We start from the raw sequence: 24210 nt of genomic DNA on the forward strand, positions 1-24210 counted from the left end.
TACAGGGCAAGGTTAGCTCGCGAACGGTGCAGCGCCCGGGCTCGGCGTAGGATCGGGCGATCAACCTGCGAGGAAGCCCACCCATGCATAGCCAAGACCCGGCCGGCGCCGACCAGCCGCTCAGTAATCCGCCCGCCGCCGCCAAGGCGGCCGGGCTGCGGTATGTGCTCGACGACCGCCCCGGCATCCGGCGCGAGGCGAGCGCAAACAAGGCCGGCGACGGCGTGCGCTACCTTGACGCTGGCGGCGACCCGGTCACCGACGACACCACACTGGCGCGCATCAAGGCCTTGGTCATCCCTCCCGCCTGGCAAGATGTCTGGATCTGCCCGAGCGCGAACGGCCATCTGCAGGCGACCGGCCGCGACGCCAAGGGCCGCAAGCAGTACCGCTATCACCCGAAATGGCGCACCGTGCGCGACGAGGTGAAGTACGAGCGCATGCTCAGCTTCGGCAATGCGCTGCCCGCCATCCGCAAAGAAGTCGATCGCGCGCTCGGCCTGCCTGGCCTGCCGCGCGACAAGGTGCTGGCCACCATCATCTACCTGCTGGAAGCGACCATGATGCGGGTCGGAAACGAGGAGTATGCCCGCACCAACAAGTCCTTCGGCCTGACCACGCTGCGCAACCGCCATGTGAGCGTGGCCGGCGGCGCCATCGAGTTCAAGTTTCGCGGCAAGAGCGGCGTGTACCACAAGGTGAAGGTTCAGGACCGTCGGCTGGCGCGCATCATCGCGCGCGCGCGCGACCTGCCCGGCCAGGAATTATTCCAGTACGTCGACGACACTGGTGAGACCCACAGTATCGATTCGAGCGACGTCAACGACTACCTGCGCGCCATCACCGGCGAGGACTATACGGCAAAGGACTTCCGCACCTGGTCGGGCACCGTACTGGCTGCCCTGGCCTTGCAGGAGTTCGAAAAGTTCGATTCCGAGACCCAGGCCAAGAAGAACATCGTGCGCGCGATCGAGTCGGTCGCCGAAAAGCTCGGCAACACGCCGTCGATCTGCCGCAAGTGCTACGTGCACCCGGCGGTGCTCGAGGCCTACCTTGAGGGCACGGTGCTGGAAGTGCTGCGCGAACGCACCGAGCAGAAACTGCAAGACGACCTGCACGCGCTGCAGCCCGAGGAGGCCGCGGTGCTCGCCATGCTGCAGCAGCGCCTGCGCCACGAAGAGGAACAGCAACAGGCGCGGGAAAAAGAACGGGCCAGGCAGCGCCAGGCAAAGACGAACAAGGCCGCGCGCGCACCGGCCCGGGCGCGGCGCCCCAAGGCCGCGCGACGCGCTAGTGCCTAGCTGGCGCCGCAACTAGCGGCCAGGACCTACCGCATCGTCACGCTGCGGCAACGGCCGGGTCAGGGCAGCTTGGCCTGCAATTCGGACGAGGCGATGTCGGCCAGGTCGCACAAGGCCTGCAGCTCCGCCGCGCGCAGGCGGCGCGGTTCGCGGTCGATGACGCACAGGGTTCCCATCGGCAGGCCGGCGCGGTCGCGCAGCGGTACCCCCGCATAAAAACGGATGCTTGGATCGGCCAGCACCAGCGGATTGTCGCGGAAGCGCTCGTCCGTTGCGGCATCCTCGACCATGAATGGCGCGTCCTGCAAGATGGCATGCGAACAAAAGGCCCATTCGCGCGGCGTTTCCTGCGGCTCCAGGCCAACCCGCGCCTTGAACCACTGGCGCCGCGCCGTCAGCAGCGACACCAGTGCGATCGGCGAAGCCGTGACGGTAGCGGCCAGCCGCACGATGCGGTCGAAGCGCTCGTCCGGCAGGCTGTCGACCAGGCCGGACGCTGCCAACGAGGCCAGCCGGCGTGCCTCATCGGGGCCGACTGGATAGGTGTCATTTCCCGGGGGAAGGAATTCGGGATCGGTGGGCGTGGGGAAGACCGTCTCGCCCGAGAGCGAGCCCGACAACGGTCCGGTTCGTTCGAGCATGACTTCGATCGTACTCTGGCGCGTGCGGCGATGCCCACCGGGGGTTTTCCAAGACGCAATAGCGCCGCTCTCCATCCACAACTGGACGGTACTGGTGGCAACGCCCAGCATGCGCGCGGCGGCGCTGGTCGTGAGGATGGGGTCCTCTTGTGTAATCTTGCTTTGCATGAGCGGTCCTGGTTATCCGGGCCAGTATAGCCGATTCGTGAAATTTCCCCACGTTAATAATACTACCCCAGGCCTGTTGTGCCAGAATCGTTGCGTAATGACGCGTCAGCTGTTTCCACCGCGCGCATGCGGGCCGGTCTCGGGGTGCCGGAAGACCTGACGCAAATAGGCGAGGAAGGTATCGTCGGTGCACATCGATTTGCCCGGCGTGTCGGCCAGCTTGGCCACCGGCTGCCCGTTGCAGCGCACCAGCTTCATGACGATATTGAGCGGCGGATAAGGCGTGTCGTTGGTGAGCTTGGTGCCGATGCCGAAGCCCAGCATGGTACGGTCAGCGAAGTGCCGGTACAGGTCCAGCGCCTTGCCCACCGTCAGGCCATCCGAGAACACCAGGCGCTTGCTGCGCGCGTCGATGCGCAGGCGGGCGTAGTGGGCCAGCGCTTTTTCGCCCCAGGCCACCGGATCGCCCGAATCGTGGCGCAGGCCATCGAACAGCTTGGCGAAATACAGGTCGAAATCGTCCAGAAAAGCGTCCATGCCGACCACATCGGTCAGTGCAGTGCCCAGGTCACCGCGGTATTCCTGCACCCAGTCTTCGAGAGCGGCCTTCTGGAAGTCGCGCAGGCGCACGCCGAAGGCCTGGTAAGCCTGCAGGTATTCGTGCGCCATGGTCCCGATCGGCACCAGGCCGTGCAGGCGCGCCAGGTGCACGTTCGAGGTGCCCTTGAAAAATTGCGGCAGTTCGCGCGCCAGCGTCACCACCACTTCATCATGCCATTCACCCGAAAAGCGCCGGCGCACGCCGAAGTCGAAGAATTCGAAGGGCGTGGCGCGTGCCGGTTCGAGTGCAAAGGCGCGCAGCTCGTCGATCTTCTGGTGCAGGCGCAGCCGCGCCTCGTCGATCGCGGCCTGGCGGTCGAAGCGGCGAAAGTACAGCTCGTTGACGATGTAGAGCACGAAGATCTCGAAGCCCATCACGTGCACGATCGGGCCCGCGGCGCGGATGCGCAGGTGCGGGCCATCGGTATCGACCTCGATAAATTTGCGCTGGAAGCGGAACAGGGTGAGAAAATCGGCAAAGTCGCTCTTGATAAAGCGCAGCCCACGCAGGTAGGCCACTTCTTCTTCCGTCAACATGAGCGCGCACAGGTGGTCAAGCTCGCGTTCGACGTCTGCTTTCAGCTCGGCCAGCGGATAGGCCGGTTGGTTGCGACAGCGAAATTCATACTCGCCGTCCGCCCCGGGGTGGCTGTGCAGCAGCGCCTGCCACATCGTGAATTTGTACAGATCGGTTTCGAGCAGGCTACGGACGACCGGATTCATCGCGCGCTCCTCAGGTGCCGGCGCTCTTGCGCGGCTTGCGCGCCGCGCGCTTTTTGGGCGCGAGCATGGTGCCGGTGCAGCCGGGCGTGCCGCAGCGGCAGGCGAACAGCTTCTTGAGCGCCGGGGTGTGCCGCTCGTCGTAGATCAAGGCGTAGTTGTAGTTCAGTTCTTCGCCGGCCTCGATGTCGCGCATCGCGTGGATATAGACGCGCCCCTCGTCCTCGAATGCTTCGCAATTGGGCGAGCAGGCGTGGTTGATCCAGCGCGCCGCGTTGCCGCGGCGGCCGCCGTCGATCACGCGGCCGTCGGCCAGCGTGAAATAGAAAGTGTGGTTGAGCGGCCCGCCCGCCTCGGCCGCGCGCTCGGTCGCTTCGTCCCAGGTGATGCGCTCGCCGCGGTATTCGATGATGCGCTCGCCCGCTCCAATCGTTTGCAGCGCGAACACGCCGTTGCCGTGCACGGGAGAAGTGCGAACTTGGTACTTAGGGTTGGACTTGGCGGCAGGTGTGCGTGTAGTCATCGATATGTGTGGGTGCGGTGCGGGGGCCACGGACCTGCGCTGGCGCGCATTGCGTGGGAACGGGCATCATTATGGCGGCAATATGGGCGCCGGTGCAGCACACTTCGGCTGCAAGCCCTGTTCTGCAGGCTGGTCGTTCAAGATTAATTCGCGGCGTCTTCTTCGCGGTACTCGTTGCCCTGGGCCGCAGCGCCGTCGCCGCGGCCGGCTTCCTCCTGGCGCAATTCGACGCGGCGGATCTTGCCCGAGATGGTCTTGGGCAGTTCCCGGAATTCGATGCGGCGGATACGCTGGTAGGAAGCCAGCCGTGCGCGCGTGAACGCAAACAGCGAGGCAGCCAGCTCGCGACTGGGCACGACGCCCTGGCGCAAGGTGACGAAGGCCTTCGGCACCGACAGCCGCAGCGGATCGGGGCTGGGGACGATCGCCGCTTCCAGTACGTCCTGGTGCTCGATCAGTACACTCTCGAGCTCGAACGGACTGATGCGGTAGTCCGATGACTTGAACACGTCGTCGTTGCGCCCGACATAAAAATAGTAACCGTCGGCGTCCACCGTGGCCGTGTCGCCCGTATGGTAATGCCCGGCACGCATGACACTCGCGGTTTTTTCTTCGTCACCTTCGTAGCACAGCATGAGCCCTTGTGGCGGTGGGTCGAGCGGCAGCGCGATCTCCCCTTCCTGTGCCGGTGCATCGTCAAGGTCGAGCAGCGCCACCCGGTAGCCCGGCAGCGGACGCCCCATCGAACCCGGTTTGATTGGCTGGCCAGGCGAATTGCCGATTTGCGCGGTAGTCTCGGACTGCCCAAAGCCATCGCGGATGCGGATTCCCCAGGCCCGCTCGACCTGCTCGATCACTTCCGGGTTGAGCGGCTCACCGGCGCCGACCAGTTCGCGCAGCAGCAGCTTCCACTGGCTGAGATCTTCCTGGATCATCATGCGCCAGACCGTGGGCGGCGCGCACAGCGAGGTGACGCCGCAGCGCCCGATGGTGTCAAGCGCCGCCCTGGCGGAAAAGCGCTCGTAGTTGTAAACAAAGATGGCGGCGCCGGCGTTCCAGGGCGCGAAGAAGCAGCTCCAGGCGTGCTTGGCCCAGCCGGGCGACGAGATGTTCCAGTGCACGTCGCCCGGCTGCAGTCCGATCCAGTACATGGTGGAGAGGTGGCCGACTGGATAGCTCTGGTGGCTGTGCAACACCAGTTTGGGCCTGGCGGTGGTGCCCGAGGTGAAGTACAGCAGCAGCGGATCGGTGGCGTGGGTTTCGCCCTCGGGCTCGAACACCGCGAGCGTGTCGCGACTCGCGTCGTAATCGTGCCAGCCCTCGGGCTTGCCGCCGACGGCGATACGGGTGAAGCTGCCTGGCATGGTGGCGAACTTGGACGCCTCGGATGCCTGTGCAATCACATGCTTGACCCGGCCGCGTTCGAGACGGTCTTGCAGATCGGCCCCCGATACCAGCATCGTGGTCGGCACCAGCACCGCGCCGAGCTTGATCCCGGCCAGCATGATTTCCCACAGCTCGAACCGGTTCGGCAGCATCACGAGCACCCGGTCTGCGCGCCGCACGCCGCACTGGCGCAGGTATTCGGCGACCTGGTTCGAGCGCGAGGCCATGTCGGCGAACGAGATCTTGCGCTCGCTGCCGTCTTGCTCGACTACCCACAGCGCCGTCGCGTGGTTGTCCCTGGCCTGCTGGTCGAAGAAGTCGAGCGCCCAGTTGAAATTGTCGAGCTGGGGCGGCCGGTAGTCGCGGAAAGCGGTCTCGTAGTCGAGGCGGTGCTGCTGCAGGAAATCACGTGCCTGGACAAAACGCTGGGTTGCGGTCATGGTCTCTCCTGGTCGCTGGGCCGGGTATCAAGCGCGATGTGCAAGCTGTCAGTCGCGCCTCAGCGCGGTCACGCGCATCTCGCCAACCGGTTCCATCATGTCGATCACACGGCAGTCGCCGCACATGCGCAGGCGCTCGAGATGACCGGCAAAGGCCGGGTGTGCGCCGAGGCGGCCGAGCATGTTCTCGACCATCTGCAGGGTGCCGAAGGGCTTGTCGCAGCGGATGCAGTGGAAGGGCTGGGTCTCGTTGAGGACCACTGGCTGGTTGCGTGTTTCCATGAAGGACAGGCGCGGCGTCAGCGTAATGGCGTTTTCCGGACAGGTGGTAGCGCACAGGCCGCACTGCACGCAGTTCTTTTCGATGAAGCGCAGCAGCGGCACGCCCTGCCCGTCCTGCAGCGCGCCGGCCGGGCAGGCCCCGACACAGGACATGCACAGGGTGCAGGCGCTACGGCTGACCTCGATGGCGCCGAAGGGCGCGCCGGGCGGCAGCGCTACCTGCTCAGGGCGCTGCGGCGCATGGCGATGCAGGTGCTCGAGCGCGTAGTCGAGCGTATTGCGTTTGTCGTTGGCCAAATGGAATACGGCCGGCTCGTCCGGCACCTCGCCGCGCGGGGCGTGGCCCAGCGCCAGCGCCAGTTCTTCTGGCGCATCGACGCGCAGCAATTGCAGGTGCGGACCTGCGTACCCGAGACCGTCCAGGACCGCCTGGGCGATCTCCATCTGCTGGTCGAGGGCTGCCGTGTATTGAGGCGCTTCGTAGCCGGTCATGAGCACCGAGATGCCGGACGCGCCGTAGGCGATTGCGGCAAACCAGACGTCGATACCGGTCGAGGCGGTGTGCTGCAGCGCCAGCGGAATCACGCGCCCAGGCACCCGGTCGCCCAATGCCGCCAGCAGCGCCGCGCCGTGCTCCGGGTCGTGCAGCAACAACACCGGTTCGCTGCCGCCCGCCTCGCGGAAGGAGCGCAGCGCCGCCTGCATGCGCTTGCCGGTCAGCGCGGCGGGCGGGAAGGCATAGCTGATGGCGCCGGTCGGGCAGACGGTCGAACAGGCGCCGCAACCGGCGCACAGATAGGGATTGACCTTGATTCTGTCGCCATCGCTGGCAATCGCCTCGGCCGAGCAGATGTCGATGCAGGCACTGCAGCCCTTCTGGCCGTTGCGGCCATGGGCGCAGATGCGTTCTTTATACGAAAAATAGCGGGGTTTCTCGAAGTCGCCTACCATCTCGAGCATGCTCTCGAGCGCTTCTTCGCGGGCGCCGTCGTCGGCGCCCGGCGCATAGTAGCCGTTCGGGCGCTGGTGGCTTGGGATCAGGCGGCTCGGGCTGAGGTCGAGCACCAGATCGAAGCGGCCCTGCTCTACCGCCTGGCCAGGCGCCTGCCAGCGCGCCTCGAAGGCGCCCAGCCAGCCAGCCACTGCCACGGTGCGTGCCGGGTGTACCGGATACAGCCGCGCCGGCATTGTCTCCGGGTGATCGAGCAGCACGACGGTCACCGGCAAGGCGGCGCTGAGGCGGTCGGCCCAGGGCAGTGCATTCGCGGCCGATCCCACTACGAGCGTGCGTCCGCTCGAGCGGTAGTTGACGGTGGAAGAAGCCTCAAACACGGGAAAGGCGTCGGCGGCAAGGATGGCGGCTGCGCGCGCTTGCGCATCGCGTGCCTCCTGGACCGGGTCCAGCAGTGGCGTGTCGGTGAAACGGATATTCATGCAATCCCTTGTTCGGTGGTCGGCGGCCCCTCGCCATCAGCGAGTGCGGCCTGTTCTTCTGCATCCTTGCGCTGGTCGTCCAGCAACCGGGCCACCAGGCCCTGCGCGTGCTCGAGCGATGCCAGCATGGCCGGGGTAAGTGGCGATGCCTTGTTATAGTCGCTCATGTAGACATCGAGGCCATCGATGATATTGAAATGCGGGTCGGTGAACAGCGTCTTGAGCGCCATCCGCTGCACCGATTTGTCGACGCCGCTGCCAACGAAGGCAGAAAAATCGGCGTCCGGCGTGAGGCGCGCTGCCTCGGCCATGGTAGGCAGCGGGCGGCGCTGCTGAGCGGGCTCGACCGGATCGGGCGAGCCAGGCGTGTGCAATGCCTTCGGCGAGGGGAGCGCGCTGGCGCCAGGCGGCGCTGCTGGCGATGCCGGCAGCTCTCCCGCAGGCGTGCCTGTTGCTGGCTCGTTGGCTACCGGACCGGTGGTCTTCAGGCGCGCCCAGCGCCGGAAAAATCCTTCTTCAGACATGGCCAGCCCCGCTCATCCGTGCTGGCGTCCGCGGCGCGGTTTGGGCTGGTAATGCGCGCGCAGGTAGTCAGCCACCCAGTGGTAGATCTCGGCGGGCATGCTCACGCCATCGGCCGCCTCGCCCGAATCGAACATGCGCGTGCCCTCGACGTAGCTGACCGAGGCGCGCGCCGGAATGGCCTTGCCGTCTTCCATGCGCCACAGCACGAACACCTTCGATTCGGGCGCCACGACGTTTTCGAAATAGCCTTCGTTCTCGTCGGTGTAGAGCTCGAGCTCGAGTCCGGACACTAGGTAATAGTCGCGTTCCGGACTTTCGCTGAGCATCTGCAGGCGTGGCAAGTTGCCACGGTCGGGTACGACACCGACCGCGGCCCAGGATTCGTCCGCCCAGCGGTGCTGCAGCGTGCGCCGCTGCATGATGACCGCGATTGGCATGCTGCCCATTTTCATTCTTTGTTCGCCGTGCTGGGGGTTGCCTTGTATTCCACCGCCGGGCCGACCCCTTTCGGCACCGAACCGGTCTGCTGCGTCTTGACGTCGTGGCTTGGCGCAGCCGTGCCCAGTTTCTCGCTCTTGATCGGCACGTTGGCCGCATTGAGCGCCTGGCGGCTCAGCGGTGCGGCCCCGGTGGCCGGGGCCGCGGCCGCCGTCCCGGGCGCGGCCGTGGAAGGCGCGGCGGCGGGCATGCCCGCGGCCGGCGGCGTCACGCCCGAGCGCGCCGTGCCAGGCAGGTTGACGGCCAACCCGGCAGCCGGTGCGGGTGCGGATGCGGCGGGGGCGCCAACAGCGGCGCCCGCCGCGACAGGTACGTGCGCGGTAATCGTGATCGGCGGATTGATGCGCCAGCCCTTGTCCTTGGCCTGCGCCTGCCAGCGGTTACTGATCCTGTCCATCGCTGCGGTGAGCGCTTCTTTGTCCCGGGCGAGCTTGGCGTCTGCCACGGCCTGCTTGGCGGCGGCAGCTTGTTGCTGCTCCGGGGTCAAGACCGGTTTCGGCAGTCCTGCCACGGCAGCCCCGCTACAGGCGAACAGGACTGCCAGCGCGATGGCCGAACCAGATGTGCGTAGGCTGAAATTCTTCATTGCTGGCCTTTCAGCGGGCCAGGCGCTGCCGGCCCTTCTGCCCCGGCGTTGGAAGCCGGCATCGAGCGCACCGTGCCGGGCACAGGAGGGACCGGCACCGGGTATTCGCCCGGTGGCGTCTTGGTGCCTTCCTGGGCGCCGGTCGGTGGCGTCACACCCCTGCTTGGGCCCACCCCGGTCTCGCGTACCGTGCCGGCGGTTTCCGCACCCGACGACGTACCGCCGGCGCCGCCTGCATGGCCGGGCGTGCCGCCGGCGTATACCGCGTCGGTTACCGGCCTGGGCGCGGCCGCGATGATGGTGCCGCTGCTCAGCCCTCCGGCCGTCACCTGGCCCGGATAGCGGGTTTGCTCGATGCCGTTCACGCTCGCGTTGCCGCCACGGTCGCAGCCGCTGGCCAGCATGGCCAGCGCGGCGAGCGCGCCGCACGTCAAGATGTTCGATGGTTTCATGGGTTCTCCTGGTGTGGCTAATGCACCGGCCCCGGGCGCGGTGCGGGCGGTACCGGAGCGCGCCCGGTCGCACCGCCATCTGGATGGGCGCCGGGCGCCGCGCCACTTTTCACCTGTTCGTACCAGAGCGCATGGTGCGCCTTGGCCCATTCTTCGTCAACCGTGCCTTCGCGCATGGCCTGGTAGGCGCCGGGCGTGCCCCAGGTCCCGATATAGATGTGGCCCATGGCGGCAGCCATGTACACGGCCGCTCCAGCCACGTGAAGGATATTTGCTACCTGCAGTACATAGCGGGTCTGGCCAAAGTTGACGAAGTCGAGCAGCAGTCCGGTAATCGACATGAGAATGCCGAGCAAGGTCACGCCGAGCCAGAACCAGGCTTTTTCACCGGCATTGAAGAAGCCAGCTGGCACGTGTTTGTGCGATACCAATCCGCCGCCCTGCTTGACCCACTGCCAGTCCTGGCGATTGAAGAAATTTCGGCGCAAGAAGGTAATGAACATCAGAACCGAGCACAGGATAAATAGTGGGCCAACGAAATTATGCAGATATTTCGAAATGATGGCGACCCAGGAGAACAGGTTGTGCCCCATCCACGGCAGCATGATGTTCTTGCCGTACATGATGATGATGCCGGTGACGGCCAGCGCGATGAAGGTATAGGCCGTGGCCCAGTGCACGTGGCGCTCCCACGCAGAGAAGCGCTTGAGCCGGCGTCCCGACTCGGGTTCGGGCCGGGCTGGGCCGATTGTCTTGTAGAACACGAAGATCAAGAAAGGCACGACCAGCAAGATAAAGCCGGCGATGGTCGCCAGCGGCCCGTTGCGCAGGTAGCGCCAGGTATTGCCGCCGCGCTGGACGATGACATTGGCTTCGTCCTCGCCGTACGCCCCCAGGAAATTGCGATCCATGTGCACGCGACCCGATGCCGGATCGGTCAGGCCGGGTTGGCGCACCACCGAATCGGCTTCGATCTGGAGCATGGTCTGCTCCTCGGCATAGGCCGGCACCGCCTCTTTGTTGGGCACGCCGGCGAACGCCGGCTGCAGCATCATCATTGCCAGCAGCAGGGTCAGCAGTATGCGTAGCAGCAGGGGCGTCGTCAGCAGCTGCGCTGTCGGCGAAGCTTGGCCTGACGGCAGCGAGCCTGGTCTGGCCCGGAGCGGATGGATTCGAAGCGGATTGGCGTGCATCGTCGGCTCCTCAGGGATTGGCCCGGTTGTACTCGTTCTGCTTCTGGGTGCGGTTGTTGATGGCGGCCGACCAGGCCAGCCGGTCGTTATGAAAGCGCACATCGAACGGCCGGTTGTCCTGCTTGCCGGCGTACTGGCCATGCAGCCATTCGGGATGCTGGTCTACTTCGAGACAGCCCGATAGCAGCAGAGGCAGTGCGAGCAGGCACACCCGCAACTTGTTTGCATGAAGCTTGTTCATTGTGGGAACCCTCCACCACCGTTCTGGAAATCGCCCAGCAACTGGTTCGGGCGTGGCAGGTCGCCCTTTGCCTTGATCTCGCCGCCGCGCTTCGGGCGCCCGTAGGCGATCTTCCAGCCCCACAGTTCGGGCCCGTAGCCACGCGTTTCCACGCGCTGGCGGTAGATGTCGGCGATCAGGTCTGCGTCGCCGGCCAGCAGCGCCTTGGTGCCGCACATCTCGGCGCAAGCCGGCAGCTTGCCTTCGGCGATGCGGTTGCGGCCGTATTTCTTGAACTCGGCCTCGGAGGTATCCGGTTCCGGGCCACCGGCGCAGAACGTGCATTTGTCCATCTTGCCGCGGTGGTTGAACAAACCGGTTTCCGGAAACTGCGGCGCACCGAACGGGCAGGCATAGGAGCAATAGCCGCAACCAATGCACTGGTCTTTGCTGTGCAGGACGATGCCGTCTTCAGTGTGGTAGATGCAATTGGTCGGGCACACCGCCATGCAGGGCGCATCGGTGCAATGCATGCAGGCGACCGAGACCGAACGCTCGCCCGGGATACCGTCGTTGATGGTCACCACCCGGCGCCGGCTCACGCCCCAGGGGGTCTCGTTCTCGTTCTTGCATGCGGTTACACAACCATTGCAGTCAATGCAACGCTCGGTATCGCAAATAAATTTCATCCTTGCCGTCATGCCACCCTCCTGTGCTGTTGTTCGCTGCTGCGCTCTGCGTGCCCATGCGCTGGTTAAGTCTTTACTCTCAGGCGCGCACCACCCGGCACAGCGATACTTTGGTTTCCTGCATCATCGTCACAGCATCGTAACCGTAGGTCCAACCCGTGTTGCAGGCCTCGCCGCGCACGGTCGGCGCGCCGCCCTCGGGATAGTGGCGTTCTAGATCTTCACCCATCCACCAGCCGCCGAAGTGGAAGGGCATCCAGACCAGGCCGATCGGTACGCGCTCGGTGACCATCGCCATCATCTTCATGCGTGCCCCGGTCGGCGTCTCGACCCAGACATAGTCGCTGGTCCGGGCATTGATCTGGGCTGCATCGTTCGGGTTGAGCTCGACAAACATGTTTTGCTGAAGCTCGGCCAGCCATGGATTGGACCGGGTTTCTTCGCCCCCACCCTCGTACTCGACCAGGCGACCCGAGGTCATGATCATTGGGTAGTCCTTCGAATAGTCCACGGCCTGCACCGATTTGTACAACGTCGGCAGGCGCCAGAAATTGGCCTTGTCGTCGTAGGTCGGATAGGCCGCCACCAGGTCGCGGCGCGGTGAAGCCAGCGGCTCGCGGTGAACCGGTACCGGGTCGGGGAAGTTCCAGACATTGCAGCGGGCCCGGGCATTACCCCAGGGCGCGCAACCGTGCGCGATGACGACCCGGATGATGCCGCCCGAAGAATCGGTCTTCCAGTTCTTGCCCTCTGCCAGTGCCTGCTCCTGCGGCGTCAGTTCGGCCCACCAACCAAGCTTTTTCAGGAAGATGTGGTCGAACTCAGGATAGCCGGTGTCGAGCTGGCTATCCTTGTTGGTCGAGCCGTCGGCCGCCAGCAGCGACACACCGTTGTGCTCGACGCCCCAGTTGGCGCGGAATGGCAAGCCGCCCTCGGCGACCGACTTGCTGATGTCGTAGAGGATAGGCGTGCCCGGGTGTTTCATTTCTGGCGTGCCCCAGCACGGCCACGGCAAGCCGTAGTAATCGCCTTTGCAAGGTCCGTCGTCGGCCCGCATGGTGGTCGGATTAAACGTGTGCTTGTTCTCCATGTGCAACTTGAGGCGCTCCGGCGAGCAGCCGGTGTAGCCGATGGTCCAGCACGAGCGGTTGATCTCGCGCAGGATGTCTTCGATCACCGGTTCGTTGCGGACGACCTTGATGTTCTTGCACAGTTCGTTGTGAAAGCCGAGCTTCTTGGCGAACAAATACATGATTTCGTGGTCGGTCTTGCATTCGAACAAAGGCATGATGACGCGCTCGCGCCACTGGATCGAGCGGTTCGACGCGGTACATGAACCATGGGTTTCGAACTGCGATGCGGCCGGCAACAGATAAACGCCGTCGGTGCGGCCGTGCATCGCTGCCGTCATGCTTGGATAGGGGTCGACCACCACCAGCATGTCGAGCTTTTGCATCGCCGCCTTCATGTCGGGCAGGCGGGTCTGGCTGTTGGGCGCGTGGCCCCAATAGAACACGGCGCGCAGGTTGCTCGGCTGGTCGATGAACTGGTTCTGCTCGTTGACCGCATCGAACCAGCGCGACACCGTGATGCCGGGCTTTTCCATCAGCTCTTTGGAACCGAAGCGCGATTTGATCCAGTCGTAGTCCACCCCCCAGGCGGCGGAGAAATGCTTCCACGCGCCTTCGGCAATGCCGTAATAGCCCGGTAGCGAATCGCCGTTCGGGCCGACGTCGGTCGCGCCCTGCACGTTGTCGTGTCCGCGATAGATGTTGGCGCCGCCGCCAGGCACGCCGATATTACCCAGCACAAGTTGCAGGATTGACAGCGCGCGCACGTTGGCGGTGCCGACATGGTGCTGGGTGATGCCCATGCACCAGACCACCGAGGACGGCTTGTTCTTGGCCAGCATCTCGGCAGCAAGGCGCACCGACGATTCCGGCACGCCTGTCACGTCGGAGACTTTATCGGGTGTCCATTTGGCCACTTCGGCGCGCACGTCTTCCATGCCATAGGTACGGGCGGCGATGTATTCCTTGTCTTCCCAGCCGTTGTTGAAGATATGCCACAGCATGCCCCAGACCAGCGGGATGTCGGTACCGGGGCGCACCCGCACGAAGTGGTGCGCGAAACGCGCGGTGCGGGTAAAGCGCGGATCGACCACGATCATCTTGGCGCCGAGCTCCTTGGCGTGCAGGAAGTGCAGCATCGAGATCGGATGCGCCTCGGCCGGGTTCGAACCGATGAACATCACCGCCTTGGTATGGTGCAGGTCGTTGAACGAATTCGTCATCGCCCCGTAGCCGAAGGTCTGGGCCACACCGGCGACCGTGGTCGAGTGACAGATGCGGGCCTGGTGGTCGCAGTTGTTCGAGCCCCAGAACGCCGCCCACTTGCGCAGCAGGTAGGCCTGCTCGTTGTTGTGCTTGGAACTGCCGATCAGCATCAGCGCGTCGGGACCGGCCTGCTGGCGCAGCTGCAGCAACTTGTCGCCGATCTCGTCGATGGCCTGGTCCCAGGAGATACGTTGGTACTTTCCGCCCACCAGTTTCATGGGGTAGCGCAGGCGGTGTTCGCCGAAGCCGTGCTCGCGCACCGAGGCACCCTTGGCGCAATGGGCGCCCATGTTGATCGGCGAGTCGAAGGCGGCCTCCTGGCGGATCCAGACGCCGTTGGACACGATGGCTTCAACCGAACAGCCCACCGAACAGTGGGTGCAGACGGTGTGTTTCATCTCGGTCACGGCCGCTGCGCCGGGCACGGCATCGGCGGCAACTGCTGGCTCAATGACATTGAGCGGCAACTGCCGCGCAAGGGCGCCGGCGCCCGCGGCGACGCCGGCTCCGACCAGGAAGCGGCGTCGTTTCAATCCGCTGTCGCGGGTGGTCTTTACAAGGGACATGCTGGTCCTCCGGTTGCGCTCGTGGTGCTGCTTACCAATAAGCGGCGGTCTGGTAATAACGGCGGATGTGATCGGTTTCGTGGTAGCCACGCTTGCGCTGCGGATCGGGCGCGGCTGGCGGCGCGGCCGCCGGCACTTCGGCCGCGCCGGCCGTGCCGGTCACCACCGCCAGCGCCCCCAGGGGCGCTGCCCGCAGGAAGCTGCGGCGCGCGCGGTCGGGTGCGGGGCTGGAGAGATCGGCTTGGCTCGCGGGCGCGGCGGCCTCTTGCAGCGCCAGTTCCTGAGCTTGAGGTTGCTGTTTCATGACTATTGCCTCTTGGGGTTAATCGGGGACGGCTGCCCCGACCGCGAAGGCTTCCGCTTCGATGTCGAGAAAAGCCTTGGCAAGCTGCGCGACCAGCCGATAGTAATTGGCGCCTTGTGCGGCCGCGATATCGGCCACGCAGCGCGCATACCAGGGCGCGATGTGGGCCTCGAAAAATTGCTGCTGGTGCGCCACCGGCTGGCGCGCCAGCCTGAATGGTGCCGGGGCACCAGCGACCAGCACCCGCATGACTTCGCACAGCGATCCGAGGTGATCTTCGAACTCGCCGACGCCGCGCACCCGCTGGACACCGTATTTCGCCAGGTCGCCGCGCAGTTCGGCCAGCGGCGTGTCATTCATGAAGCCGGACAGGTAGCGTGAACCATACGGATTGACCGGGGGCGAGCCGATGCTGATAAAAAGGGTATCGAATTCGTCCGAGACGACGTCAGGCTCCATGACGCTCGACGCGGTGCTTAATTGCTCCCATGCGCGTTCAAGCGCCGGGTCGCCGCCTTCGGCGCAGATCGGATCGGCATGGGCCAGTGCGGCGAGCAGCGCGCCGTCGGGCGCAGCCAGCAACAGCCGCGCCAGCAGCGCGTACAGGTCGGCGCGGGCCTGGTCTTCGCCCGACAAGGGCATGGCGATCGCGGTGAACGCGGTGGTGGATGCAGGTGCCGGCACGGAAGCAGACGCAGTAGCAGGCGCCACGGAAGCAGCGGGACGGTCGATGGACGGCGCGTCGGGATGGGGCACGGTGCTGAACTCCAGTGGGCAAAGGGTGATGAGAAGTGTAACCTTCGCGCGCTGCAGGCCGCGCACGGTTGACCAATGGGCCGCCCCAGGACCCTGGCTAGTGCATGCCGATTGCCTGCATGATCGCGCGAATGAGGTAAGCCAGCGCCGCCAGCGTCGCTACGCCGCCTGCCCAGAGCGCGACCATCCAGCCGATCCGGCGCAGCCATTCGCGCCGGCCGGGGCGCGCCCGGGGGGCGGCCATCAGTGATACTCCGCATCGGACTTGACCTTGCCGCGAAATACCCAGTACGACCAGAACGTGTACATCAGGATGACCGGCAGGATGAACAGCGTGCCCACCAGCGTGAAAACCTGGCTGCCGGGCGGCGAGGCGGCCTCCCAGATCGAAATTGCCGGCGGCACGATGTGCGGCCAGATGCTGATCGCCATGCCGCTGTAGCCGAGGAAGATCAGGGCCAGCGCCGCGACGAAAGGCAGCCGCTGCGGCAATTGTGCCCCCGTACCCTTGAGCGAACGCAGCAGCAAGGCGACGGCGACCAGTACCAGCACCGGCACCGGGGCCAGCAACGCGATGTTCGGAAAGCTGAACCAGCGCGTGGCCACTGCCGGGTCGCGCAGCGGGGTCCAGATGCTGACGATGACGATCGCGCCCAGCAGCGCCAGCGCCAGCGGGCGCGCCAGTCGCACCATGCGCGCATGCAATTGATCCTCGGTCTTCATGATCAGCCAGGTCGCGCCCAGCAGCAGGTAGGCGATCATGACGCCGAAGCCCGCCAGCAGCGGGAACGGCGCGATCCAGTCGAACGGACCGCCGGCATAGCTGCGTCCCGAGACCGTGATGCCATCGAGGAAGGCGCCCAGCGCGACGCCCTGGAAGAACGAGGCCAGCACCGAGCCGCTGATAAACGCCTTGTCCCACAGATGGCGCTCGTGCTCCATGGCCTTGAAGCGGAACTCGAAGGCGACGCCGCGAAACACCAGCCCGATCAGCATGAAGACCAGCGGCAGGTACAGGCCCGACAGGATGATGGCATAGGCCACCGGAAAGGCCGCCATCAGCCCTGCCCCGCCCATCACCAGCCAGGTCTCGTTGCCATCCCAGACCGGCGCCACGGTATTCATCATGGTGTCGCGATCGCGCTTGTCGGGCGTCAGCGGGAACAGCATGCCGATCCCCAGGTCGAAGCCGTCCAGCAGCACGTACATGAAGACGGCGAAGAAGATAATGATGGACCACACGACGGAGGTATCGATGCCCATGGCTAGCGCCCTTGCGCGGCAGGGCCGGCCGGACCGTCGTCGCCATCGTCGGTGCCGACATCGGCCGCCGACATTGGCCGCATCGGCGTGCGCTGCTCGCCGGGACCGCCCTCGGTCGGGCGCTGCAGGTCGACGTGCTGCGGGCCCTTGCGAATCATGCGCAGCACATAGGCGGTGCCAGTGCCGAACACGAAGAAATAGGCCACTACAAACAAGGCCAGTGTGAATGCCAGCGGTCCGGCGCCATGCGGCGAGACTGCGTCGGCGGTGCGCAGCACCCCGTACACCACCCAGGGCTGGCGTCCCACCTCGGTGGTGATCCAGCCAGCCAGGATCGCGACCAGTCCGGCCGGTCCCATCCATAGCGCGAAACGCAGGAAGGGCCGTGTATTCCAGAGCCGCCCCTTGCGCCTGAGCCACAGGCTCCACGCGCCGAGCACGATCATGAGCAGCCCCAGGCCGACCATGATGCGAAAGCTCCAGAACACGATGAGGGCATTCGGTCGCCCCTCGCGCGGAAACTCCTTCAGGCCCGGAATCTGGCCGGCCCAGCTGTGGGTGAGGATCAGGCTGCCGGCATGCGGGATGCCGATGGCGTAGCGGGTGCGTTCCTGCGCCATGTCGGGCACGCCGAACAGCAGCAGCGGCACCGCCGCGCCCGGCGCGTTTTCCCAGTGCCCTTCCATCGCCGCCAGCTTGGCCGGCTGGTGCTTGAGGGTGTTGAGTCCGTGGAAGTCGCCCACCACCGCCTGCAGCGGGGCGACCGCCAGGATCATCCACATCGCCATCGACAGCATCTTGCGCACCGCCGGATGGTCGCGCCCCCTGAGCAGTTGCCAGGCGCCCGCAGCGCCCACGATCAGTGCGGTGCACAGATAGGCAGCCAGCACCATGTGCACCAGGCGGTAAGGGAAGGATGGATTGAAGACGATCGCGCTCCAGTCGAGCGGTACCATGCGCCCGTTTTCGATGGCATAGCCCTGCGGAGTGTGCATCCAGCTGTTGGCAGCCAGGATCCAGGTGGCCGAGATCAAGGTGCCCAGCGCAACCGCGCAGGTCGCCGCGAAATGCAGGCCGGGGCCAACCCGGGTCCAGCCGAACAGCATCACCCCGAGAAAACCGGCCTCGAGGAAGAATGCGGTCAGCACTTCGTAGGCCAGCAGGGGTCCCAGGATGCTGCCGGCATATTCTGACAGCGTGCTCCAGTTGGTGCCGATCTGGTAGGCCATCACGATGCCCGACACCACGCCCATGCCGAAGGTGACGGCGAAGATCTTGAGCCAGTAATGGTAGAGGTCAACGAATACCTGGCGCCCGGTGCGCAGCCAGCACAGCTCGAGCACCGCCAGGTAGCTGGCCAGGCCGATGGTAATTGCCGGAAACAGGATGTGGAAGGACATCGTGAACGCAAACTGGATGCGTGCCAGGTCCAACGCGGAAAAACCGAACATGCCGGCTCCTTAGTCAGGGGTGACCCGAATCTAGCACGCCGCGCTGTTGCGCACGACAGGACCGTGTTTTTTTGCTACGCCGTCGCGGTCGGCCGCGCGCGGCACATCGAAAAAACCACGCCGACTGAGGCAGGTTAAACCTGCGGCGAATGTTTTCGATTCCTGCCCTGCCCTTGTCTATATTGGGATCGCCTCAAGCAGCCCCGGCAATACTCGCCGCCCTGGCGGCAGGCATGCCGGCGCCCCATCCCCCTGGCGGGGTCGTTAGCACGTGCAAAGGAGATAATCATGTCGGAAGATGATCGTATCGAACCAAGGCTGGCGCGGTCCAGCCTGGGCCAGGCGAGGCCGGGCATTGCGGAGGCACAGCTTGCTGCGACCGCGCTGGCGCCCGGGCTCGACGGGATGGGTTTTACCTACCGGCATGACTGGGGGAGCCGGCATGGCGAGTGGCTGCTGCGACTGAACTGGGCAGACCTGAGTGCACGCTCGCAGGTGTTCGTGGCGGTCGGCGAGGGCATGCCGGGCGGGCGCGACGAAGGCAAGTTCATCGGAGGAGCCCGCTACACCGTGCACAATGTGGCGCCGCGCGCCGGCGGCGTCGATATCTGGGTGTCGATCGACTGGAACGAAGACATTCCCTTGTTCGTCGATTACCTGGTGGTCAATCCGGCCAACCCGCCGACCAGGACGGTGCAGGTGACCGTGCAGCGCCACGCCAGCGTCGCCCTGAGCGAGGCCGACGCCGACCGCATCCTGGCCGACATGGGCAGCACGCTCCAGAACGCGGACTCCGGCACCGACGTGGCGACCCGGGTGCGCTTCGTGCGCGACGGCGCGGTAAAGGTCTTGCCGGCGACGATCGCCGCCAGCATCCAGACCGAAGCCCAGCTGCTCGACCTGCTCAATGCGGGCACCGGGATCAAGCTGGTCCAGGCGATCCGCTGGTGCGGCGGCCCCGGTGGCTCGATCATCGGCTGCGCGCCGCTCGGAAGCCCGACGGTCAACGTCGCCGCGGTGCGTTTCACGCCCGACCAGGAAGGCATTCTCTGGGTGCATGAATATGGCCATAATGCCGGTATCGGCCACCGCGCCGACGAGCGGCGGGCGGTCATGTACCCGAGCATCGGTTCGGACCACAACGTGGTCAACGACGCCGAGTCCGAGCGCTTCCTGGCTGGCCCCGTCACGCTCGCCGGCGTCGGCAGCGTGATGCCGGCCTGCGCTTGCGAGGTCGAAGGCATCGATGCGCCGGCCGATGTCCGCGATTTCGTCACGCGCCACTGGATCGAAGGCATTCCCTACGAGCTCGCCTCGCAATATACGGAAAACGACGCCAGGCTGCTGCTGCAATGGCTGGTCGACGAGCCCGAACGGCACGACGAGTTCCTGCCCGAGATCGTGACCACGCTCTGCTTCATCGCAAGCCCGGCCGCCGTCGAACCGCTGCTCGACTTCGTGCGCAGCGCGCGCGCTGGCCGCGCCGCCTTCAATGCCAGGCACGCCGTCCTGATCCACCTGGGTGACCTGGTCAACCGATCCGGCAGCCAGGCCGCGCTCGATTTCCTGACGCTGGTGGCAACCGGCAGCGAGACCGCGATAGCCCTGGCCAAGGCGCAGGTGGCGAATGCGGCGGCGGCGGCGGAGCTCGCGGCCAGGGGAGTCGATCAACTGGCGGCTGAACTGGCGGTGTCGGCAACCTTCGGCCTGGCGCTGGCAGCCACGCCGGCGGCGCAGCAGACCATCGATGCGCTCAGGGATGCCCCGGATGCCGTCGACGCTGTCCGGCAGGCGGCAGCCGAGGCGGCCAAGCTGTGCCGAACGGTCCGCGCCCAGGGCCAGAAAGCGTATTACCGCGCAAAATCCGCACGCTAAGGCCGCTATGGTGAGCCCGGCAGCGGCTCAGAGTTCGACGACCAGGGCGGGCCGGAAAGCATCCTGCTCGCCCTTGCTCAGGTAGCCAAGCGGATTGGCGAGCACGCGGCACGACCAGGGCCGGCCGTCCTGCCTGGTTCCCGTCACGGTGTAGTCGTTGGCACAGTGCAAGTGCCCGTGCATCCAGACGTCGGCCAACGGAAACAGCGCGTCGAGCGCGTTGCAAAAACCGGCCGTGCCGGGAACCAGGCCGTAGCGCGGGTCGGCGCTTTGCAGGCTGGGGGCGAAATGGGTGACCACCACGGTGGCGCCGTCGAAGGGCAGCTCCAGCGCGCCGCGCAGCCAGTCCTGGCACTCGAGCGACATCGCGCGCAGGCCTTCGGCCAGCACCGGAACGCCATCCTTGAGCGTGGTGTTCTTCGACAAATAGTAATTGGCGGCGCGAAAAGCCTTCTCGCGCCGCTGCAACTGCTTGGCCAGCAATGGTTCCTGTTGCGCCAGTGCGTCGAAATCGCTCCACAGCGTGGTGCCGATAAAGCGAACCTGCCCGATGGTGATCGTTTCACGGTCGAGCCATTCGATGCCGAGGGCGTCGCAGGTGGCCCGCAAGCGCAGATAGGCATGCTCGAACTCGAGGCCATCGAATTCGTGGTTGCCTGGAATGTAGAGCACCCGCGCTGACGGCGCGCCAGGGCGCAGTGGCGAGAACCGTTCAAGGCCGAAGTCGTCGGTGGCCAGGCGCGAGCCAGCCTGGTAGGAGCCGATGTCGCCGGCCAGCACGACGACGTCGGTGTCGGGCGCGACCAGCGGCGCGAAGGCCGGGTAGCGTTCGAGATGCAGGTCGGAGAAAAGCTGGATGCGCATGGTCGGCGCAGTATAGCGGCTTTCGCCGCCGGCCGCGCCCGCTACTAGCCTGCCTGGGCGCTCAGAATGTAATAACGACCGAAGGCGCGCTGCGGCGGGCCTGGCCGTGGTGGACGGCTTCGATGTTATTGCCGTCCGGGTCGAGCACGAAGGCCGCGTAATAGCCCGGGTGGTAGGCGCGTTCGCCGGGGCCGCCATTGTCGTGGCCGCCGGCGGCCAGGGCCGCGCGATGAAAAGCCTCGACCATTTGCCGGTCGCGCGCCTGGAAGGCCAGGTGATGGCGCCCGGTGGTCACGCCCGCCGCCGCTTCGCTGTCGACGCTCGAGACGAACAGTTCGTCATACCAGAACCAGCCCTCGCCGGTGCCACCAAGCGGCACCTCGAGCACCTCGAACACCGCCTTGTAGAAAGCCTGCGACGCCGGCAAGTCGCGTACCACCAGCTGGACGTGATCGATCAGGCGTCCACGATGCAATTGCATTGTTTCCATGCTGCGCTCCTGGAGAAGACGTTCATGAAAAACCTGTCTGTACGCCGGCAGTGTAGGAGCAAAAACGGCGCACTGCAACCGCACCGGTGTTCAGGAATTCTTGTGGCGCGCGATCCAGCTGTCGACCAGCTCGCCCAGCACATCGAGCGGCACCGAGCCCGCCCCCAGCACCAGGTCGTGGAAGCCCGGCAGCGTGAACTTGTCGCCCAATTCCTTGCGCGCCTTTTCGCGCAGCTCGATGATCCGCAGCATGCCGATCATGTAGGCGTTGGCCTGCCCCGGCCAGGCGACGTAGCGTTCGACTTCCTGCGCGCCGATGCCGTAGTCGATTGCCTGCTGGCGGGTCCAGCCTTTCGCGTGCAGGCCGGTATCGACCACCAGGCGCCGGGCGCGGAACAGTTCCGAGCCGAGTGCGCCCAGCAGGCCAGGCAAGTCGCCGTCGTACCATCCCTGCTCGACCGCCAGGCGCTCGGTGTACAGCGCCCAGCCCTCGGAGTGCGCGCTGCCCCCGCTGAAGATGCGCTGGCTGCGATATTTCGGGATGCCGGTCAGCTCCTGCTGGATCGCCAGCTGGAAGTGGTGGCCCGGTACCGCTTCGTGGTAGGACAGGCTGCGCATGCGGATCATGTCGAAAGTCGGTCCGCGCAGCGGCACCCAGAAGATGCCCGGACGGGTGCCGTCCGGGGCCGGCGTCGAATAGTGCGCGGCGGCCGACGGTTCGGTCAGTGGCGGCTCGCGGCGCACCTCGACCGGTGCGCGCGGTTTCAGGTTGAATAGCGCAGCGCTCCTGCGTTCGGCGTCCTTGACCATCTCGACATAGCCGGCCAGGATCGCCGGGCGCGGATCGCCCTCGCCCTTGGGCTGGAAGCGCGCATCGAGCTGCTTCATGCGCGTTTCGATATTGCCCTGGCTTAGCCCGAGGGCGCGCAGGTGGCGGTCCATCTCGCCTTCGATGCGCGCCACTTCGCGCAGGCCGATCTCGTGGATCTGGTTCGGCGTCAGCCTGGTGCTGGTGAAGTTCTCGACCGCGCGGGCATAGGCCGCGGCGCCGCCGGGCAGGCGCGAGATGCCGGCCACGTCGCCGGTGCGCGGGTGCAGTTCGGCCAGGAATGCCTGCACCCGCTGGTAGGCCGGGCGGATGCGCGCGTCGACAATGTGGCTGGCGCGGGCCAGCGCCGCCTGGCGCTGTTCGGCACTGAGGCCTTCCATGTTCTCGGTGCGCTGCGCCAGCGAGGTAACCAGCACGTTGGCGGCGGCCGCCGGCTTGAGGAAGGTATCGACCTGGTATTGCGCGCGCTCGAGGATGAAACGCGGCGGGATCAGCGATTTGGCCGCGGCGCCGCGCGCCCGGACCAGCGCCTCGTCCATGCGGGTATCGATCTGCTCCAAGCGTGCCAGATAGCTGTCGACATCCCGCGGATTGCGCAGCGGGTGGGTGGTGGTCATGAAGTTCACCAGGCCGACCTGCACGCCGCTGAACTGCGAGAAGATGAAGGCGTGGTCGTCGAAGGGTTCGTTGGCAACGACGTTTTGCAGCGTCCAGCGCATCACGGCGGCCGAGACGCGCTGGCCTTCTTCGAGCGGCCCTGCCATCCATTGGTCCAGGCGCGCCAGGCCAGCCCGGGCCATGGCCACCGATTTGTCGCGATGGGCGCGGGTCAAGGGCGTCAGCTCACGGTCGAGCCTAGCCTGTTCGGGGCCGCCGAAATATTGCGTCGACGTCGCCGATTGCGGGCTAAGGCGCACCCAATCCTCGGCGAATTTCTCGGACCAGGTATCGAAGGCCTTGTTCGGCTTGACGGCGGCGGCCTGCGCAGCGGGGGCCGCGACTGCCGCCGCAGGCAGGCTTGCTGCAGCGACTGCGGCAGGGAGGAACAGGGCGCCGACGAGGGCGCGCAGGCTGCGCTGGCGAAGAGATGGCATCGTGGTTGACTTCCTTGTCGTTGATCGTGTGAAGCAGGTTCGGGTACCGTGCTTTGGCGCCGGCGAATCTACCATGGAACGGGCTCGACAAACAACGCGCGCGCAGTATGTACAGGTGCGGCCCGACCCGGCGCGAGCCTGTGGTGGCGCTCCGTGCGCGCGCCGCGCGCCTTATCGTTTAGACTCGATTCGACAGCAGTACGCATCTTGACCACGGGCCCATTCGCAGCTGGAAGGGCCGGCCCCTCACCGTCTTTACAGGATAAACAATGCCGCCTCTTTCCCCATCGGTAAGCGAACAACTCAACAAGCGCCTGCACGAGGCCCGCGCCGATCTGCTCGAGACTGTGCGCTCGCGCACCGCCTCAGACGATGACGAAGCACCGGCGATCGGGCCGCTGGCCCACCAGGGGCAATCAGACGACGCGCCGCAATCGGAAATGATCAGCCACATCGAGCAGCACCTGGCCGAACACGAAACGGCGCTGCTGCGCGAGATCGAGGTCGCCATCGGCAAACTCGAATCGGGCGGCGCCGGCATCTGCGAATCGTGCGGCTGCGATATCCCGGAGGCGCGCCTGCTGGCCACGCCGACGGTGCGCCTGTGCATCGCCTGCCAGGAACAGCTCGAGAAAGACCAGCACACCGGACGCGGCCCGTCCATGTAGTGCCGCTGGTGCCGCCGGTGGCGCCTGGCCGACGCGCTCTCCCACGCTTGCCGTCC

General features: G+C 65.8%; 24 protein-coding genes. 3 read left to right on the forward strand and 21 right to left on the reverse strand.

Going from position 1 to position 24210, the window contains the following annotated elements:
• Nucleotides 1–83: 83 nt before the first annotated feature.
• Nucleotides 84–1301, forward strand: a complete 1218-nt coding sequence (locus NRS07_RS12530) for a DNA topoisomerase IB (protein ID WP_259207380.1) — start codon at nt 84–86, stop codon at nt 1299–1301.
• Between the two features lie 59 nt (nt 1302–1360).
• Here NRS07_RS12530 and NRS07_RS12535 read toward each other — a convergent pair whose 3' ends face one another.
• The 18 genes from NRS07_RS12535 to NRS07_RS12620 form a co-directional block, all read right to left on the reverse strand.
• Nucleotides 1361–2110, reverse strand: a complete 750-nt coding sequence (locus NRS07_RS12535) for a GAF domain-containing protein (RefSeq protein ID WP_259207382.1) — start codon at nt 2108–2110, stop codon at nt 1361–1363.
• A gap of 105 nt (nt 2111–2215) precedes the next feature.
• Nucleotides 2216–3433, reverse strand: a complete 1218-nt coding sequence (gene pncB / locus NRS07_RS12540) for a nicotinate phosphoribosyltransferase (protein ID WP_259207384.1) — start codon at nt 3431–3433, stop codon at nt 2216–2218.
• 10 nt (nt 3434–3443) lie between these two features.
• A complete protein-coding gene (locus NRS07_RS12545; RefSeq protein ID WP_259207386.1) occupies nt 3444–3953 on the reverse strand; it encodes an SET domain-containing protein in 510 nt (169 codons plus the stop codon).
• Between the two features lie 143 nt (nt 3954–4096).
• Nucleotides 4097–5779 (reverse strand): AMP-binding protein, encoded by a 1683-nt coding sequence (locus tag NRS07_RS12550; protein WP_259207388.1) that lies wholly within the window; start codon nt 5777–5779, stop codon nt 4097–4099.
• A 48-nt stretch (nt 5780–5827) separates the two neighbouring features.
• Nucleotides 5828–7495, reverse strand: a complete 1668-nt coding sequence (locus tag NRS07_RS12555) for a 4Fe-4S binding protein (protein ID WP_259207391.1) — start codon at nt 7493–7495, stop codon at nt 5828–5830.
• Nucleotides 7492–8019, reverse strand: a complete 528-nt coding sequence (locus NRS07_RS12560; protein WP_259207393.1) for a DUF3306 domain-containing protein — start codon at nt 8017–8019, stop codon at nt 7492–7494. The genes NRS07_RS12555 and NRS07_RS12560 overlap by 4 nt, the downstream gene beginning before the upstream one ends.
• Nucleotides 8020–8031: 12 nt before the next feature.
• Nucleotides 8032–8466: a DUF3305 domain-containing protein gene (locus NRS07_RS12565; RefSeq protein WP_259207396.1), complete on the reverse strand. Its 435-nt coding sequence runs from the start codon at nt 8464–8466 to the stop codon at nt 8032–8034.
• A 2-nt stretch (nt 8467–8468) separates the two neighbouring features.
• On the reverse strand, nt 8469–9104 hold the full coding sequence (locus NRS07_RS12570; RefSeq protein WP_259207398.1) for a hypothetical protein: 636 nt from the start codon (nt 9102–9104) through the stop codon (nt 8469–8471).
• Nucleotides 9101–9556 carry a hypothetical protein gene (locus NRS07_RS12575; protein WP_259207400.1) on the reverse strand — a complete coding sequence of 152 codons (456 nt, stop codon included), beginning with the start codon at nt 9554–9556 and terminating at the stop codon, nt 9101–9103. The genes NRS07_RS12570 and NRS07_RS12575 overlap by 4 nt, the downstream gene beginning before the upstream one ends.
• 17 nt (nt 9557–9573) lie before the next feature.
• Nucleotides 9574–10749, reverse strand: coding sequence for a formate dehydrogenase subunit gamma (locus NRS07_RS12580; protein ID WP_259207401.1), 1176 nt, complete (start codon nt 10747–10749; stop codon nt 9574–9576).
• A 10-nt stretch (nt 10750–10759) separates the two neighbouring features.
• Nucleotides 10760–10990: a hypothetical protein gene (locus tag NRS07_RS12585; RefSeq protein ID WP_259207403.1), complete on the reverse strand. Its 231-nt coding sequence runs from the start codon at nt 10988–10990 to the stop codon at nt 10760–10762.
• Nucleotides 10987–11670: a formate dehydrogenase FDH3 subunit beta gene (gene fdh3B / locus NRS07_RS12590; RefSeq protein WP_259207405.1), complete on the reverse strand. Its 684-nt coding sequence runs from the start codon at nt 11668–11670 to the stop codon at nt 10987–10989. The genes NRS07_RS12585 and fdh3B overlap by 4 nt, the downstream gene beginning before the upstream one ends.
• Before the next feature lie 67 nt (nt 11671–11737).
• The gene (locus NRS07_RS12595) at nt 11738–14560 is read right to left on the reverse strand and encodes a molybdopterin-dependent oxidoreductase (protein WP_259207408.1); all 2823 of its coding nucleotides are present in this window, start codon (nt 14558–14560) and stop codon (nt 11738–11740) included.
• Nucleotides 14561–14591: 31 nt separating this feature from the next.
• Complete coding sequence (locus NRS07_RS12600; protein ID WP_259207410.1) at nt 14592–14864, reverse strand: formate dehydrogenase; 273 nt, start codon at nt 14862–14864, stop codon at nt 14592–14594.
• 18 nt (nt 14865–14882) lie between these two features.
• Entirely contained in the window at nt 14883–15620 is a 738-nt protein-coding gene (locus NRS07_RS12605; RefSeq protein ID WP_259207412.1) for a molecular chaperone, read from the reverse strand.
• A gap of 97 nt (nt 15621–15717) precedes the next feature.
• The gene (locus NRS07_RS12610) at nt 15718–15864 is read right to left on the reverse strand and encodes a DUF2474 domain-containing protein (protein WP_259207414.1); all 147 of its coding nucleotides are present in this window, start codon (nt 15862–15864) and stop codon (nt 15718–15720) included.
• A complete protein-coding gene (cydB, locus tag NRS07_RS12615) occupies nt 15864–16883 on the reverse strand; it encodes a cytochrome d ubiquinol oxidase subunit II (RefSeq protein WP_259207415.1) in 1020 nt (339 codons plus the stop codon). The genes NRS07_RS12610 and cydB overlap by 1 nt, the downstream gene beginning before the upstream one ends.
• Nucleotides 16884–16885: 2 nt before the next feature.
• Nucleotides 16886–18334 carry a cytochrome ubiquinol oxidase subunit I gene (locus NRS07_RS12620; RefSeq protein WP_259207418.1) on the reverse strand — a complete coding sequence of 483 codons (1449 nt, stop codon included), beginning with the start codon at nt 18332–18334 and terminating at the stop codon, nt 16886–16888.
• A 288-nt stretch (nt 18335–18622) separates the two neighbouring features.
• Between NRS07_RS12620 and NRS07_RS12625 the strand changes: the two genes are divergently transcribed.
• The gene (locus tag NRS07_RS12625; RefSeq protein ID WP_259207420.1) at nt 18623–20209 is read left to right on the forward strand and encodes a hypothetical protein; all 1587 of its coding nucleotides are present in this window, start codon (nt 18623–18625) and stop codon (nt 20207–20209) included.
• 27 nt (nt 20210–20236) lie between these two features.
• Here NRS07_RS12625 and NRS07_RS12630 read toward each other — a convergent pair whose 3' ends face one another.
• From NRS07_RS12630 to NRS07_RS12640, 3 genes are all read right to left on the reverse strand, one after another.
• Nucleotides 20237–21073, reverse strand: coding sequence for a metallophosphoesterase (locus tag NRS07_RS12630; RefSeq protein WP_259207421.1), 837 nt, complete (start codon nt 21071–21073; stop codon nt 20237–20239).
• Nucleotides 21074–21134: 61 nt separating this feature from the next.
• Nucleotides 21135–21563 (reverse strand): VOC family protein, encoded by a 429-nt coding sequence (locus NRS07_RS12635; RefSeq protein WP_259207422.1) that lies wholly within the window; start codon nt 21561–21563, stop codon nt 21135–21137.
• Between the two features lie 90 nt (nt 21564–21653).
• Complete coding sequence (locus tag NRS07_RS12640; protein WP_259207423.1) at nt 21654–23486, reverse strand: DUF885 family protein; 1833 nt, start codon at nt 23484–23486, stop codon at nt 21654–21656.
• A 269-nt stretch (nt 23487–23755) separates the two neighbouring features.
• Here NRS07_RS12640 and NRS07_RS12645 point away from each other — a divergent pair, with 269 nt between their 5' ends.
• On the forward strand, nt 23756–24154 hold the full coding sequence (locus NRS07_RS12645; RefSeq protein ID WP_259207425.1) for a TraR/DksA family transcriptional regulator: 399 nt from the start codon (nt 23756–23758) through the stop codon (nt 24152–24154).
• The last annotated feature ends 56 nt before the right edge of the window (nt 24155–24210 follow it).

It is taken from the genome of Massilia sp. H6 (assembly GCF_024802625.1).
In the GTDB taxonomy this organism is placed as follows: domain Bacteria; phylum Pseudomonadota; class Gammaproteobacteria; order Burkholderiales; family Burkholderiaceae_D; genus Telluria.

Coding starts and splice junctions, on each gene's coding strand:
- cydB (WP_259207415.1), bottom strand. CDS start 16,883: ATGGGCATCGATACCTCCGTCGTGTGGTCCATCATTATCTTCTTCGCC.
- fdh3B (WP_259207405.1), bottom strand. CDS start 11,670: ATGACGGCAAGGATGAAATTTATTTGCGATACCGAGCGTTGCATTGAC.
- NRS07_RS12610 (WP_259207414.1), bottom strand. CDS start 15,864: ATGGCCGCCCCCCGGGCGCGCCCCGGCCGGCGCGAATGGCTGCGCCGG.
- NRS07_RS12550 (WP_259207388.1), bottom strand. CDS start 5,779: ATGACCGCAACCCAGCGTTTTGTCCAGGCACGTGATTTCCTGCAGCAG.
- NRS07_RS12530 (WP_259207380.1), top strand. CDS start 84: ATGCATAGCCAAGACCCGGCCGGCGCCGACCAGCCGCTCAGTAATCCG.
- NRS07_RS12645 (WP_259207425.1), top strand. CDS start 23,756: ATGCCGCCTCTTTCCCCATCGGTAAGCGAACAACTCAACAAGCGCCTG.
- NRS07_RS12535 (WP_259207382.1), bottom strand. CDS start 2,110: ATGCAAAGCAAGATTACACAAGAGGACCCCATCCTCACGACCAGCGCC.
- NRS07_RS12575 (WP_259207400.1), bottom strand. CDS start 9,556: ATGAAACCATCGAACATCTTGACGTGCGGCGCGCTCGCCGCGCTGGCC.
- NRS07_RS12595 (WP_259207408.1), bottom strand. CDS start 14,560: ATGTCCCTTGTAAAGACCACCCGCGACAGCGGATTGAAACGACGCCGC.
- NRS07_RS12620 (WP_259207418.1), bottom strand. CDS start 18,334: ATGTTCGGTTTTTCCGCGTTGGACCTGGCACGCATCCAGTTTGCGTTC.
- NRS07_RS12630 (WP_259207421.1), bottom strand. CDS start 21,073: ATGCGCATCCAGCTTTTCTCCGACCTGCATCTCGAACGCTACCCGGCC.
- NRS07_RS12545 (WP_259207386.1), bottom strand. CDS start 3,953: ATGACTACACGCACACCTGCCGCCAAGTCCAACCCTAAGTACCAAGTT.
- NRS07_RS12635 (WP_259207422.1), bottom strand. CDS start 21,563: ATGGAAACAATGCAATTGCATCGTGGACGCCTGATCGATCACGTCCAG.
- NRS07_RS12585 (WP_259207403.1), bottom strand. CDS start 10,990: ATGAACAAGCTTCATGCAAACAAGTTGCGGGTGTGCCTGCTCGCACTG.
- NRS07_RS12625 (WP_259207420.1), top strand. CDS start 18,623: ATGTCGGAAGATGATCGTATCGAACCAAGGCTGGCGCGGTCCAGCCTG.
- NRS07_RS12555 (WP_259207391.1), bottom strand. CDS start 7,495: ATGAATATCCGTTTCACCGACACGCCACTGCTGGACCCGGTCCAGGAG.
- NRS07_RS12570 (WP_259207398.1), bottom strand. CDS start 9,104: ATGAAGAATTTCAGCCTACGCACATCTGGTTCGGCCATCGCGCTGGCA.
- NRS07_RS12600 (WP_259207410.1), bottom strand. CDS start 14,864: ATGAAACAGCAACCTCAAGCTCAGGAACTGGCGCTGCAAGAGGCCGCC.
- NRS07_RS12565 (WP_259207396.1), bottom strand. CDS start 8,466: ATGGGCAGCATGCCAATCGCGGTCATCATGCAGCGGCGCACGCTGCAG.
- pncB (WP_259207384.1), bottom strand. CDS start 3,433: ATGAATCCGGTCGTCCGTAGCCTGCTCGAAACCGATCTGTACAAATTC.
- NRS07_RS12580 (WP_259207401.1), bottom strand. CDS start 10,749: ATGCACGCCAATCCGCTTCGAATCCATCCGCTCCGGGCCAGACCAGGC.
- NRS07_RS12640 (WP_259207423.1), bottom strand. CDS start 23,486: ATGCCATCTCTTCGCCAGCGCAGCCTGCGCGCCCTCGTCGGCGCCCTG.
- NRS07_RS12560 (WP_259207393.1), bottom strand. CDS start 8,019: ATGTCTGAAGAAGGATTTTTCCGGCGCTGGGCGCGCCTGAAGACCACC.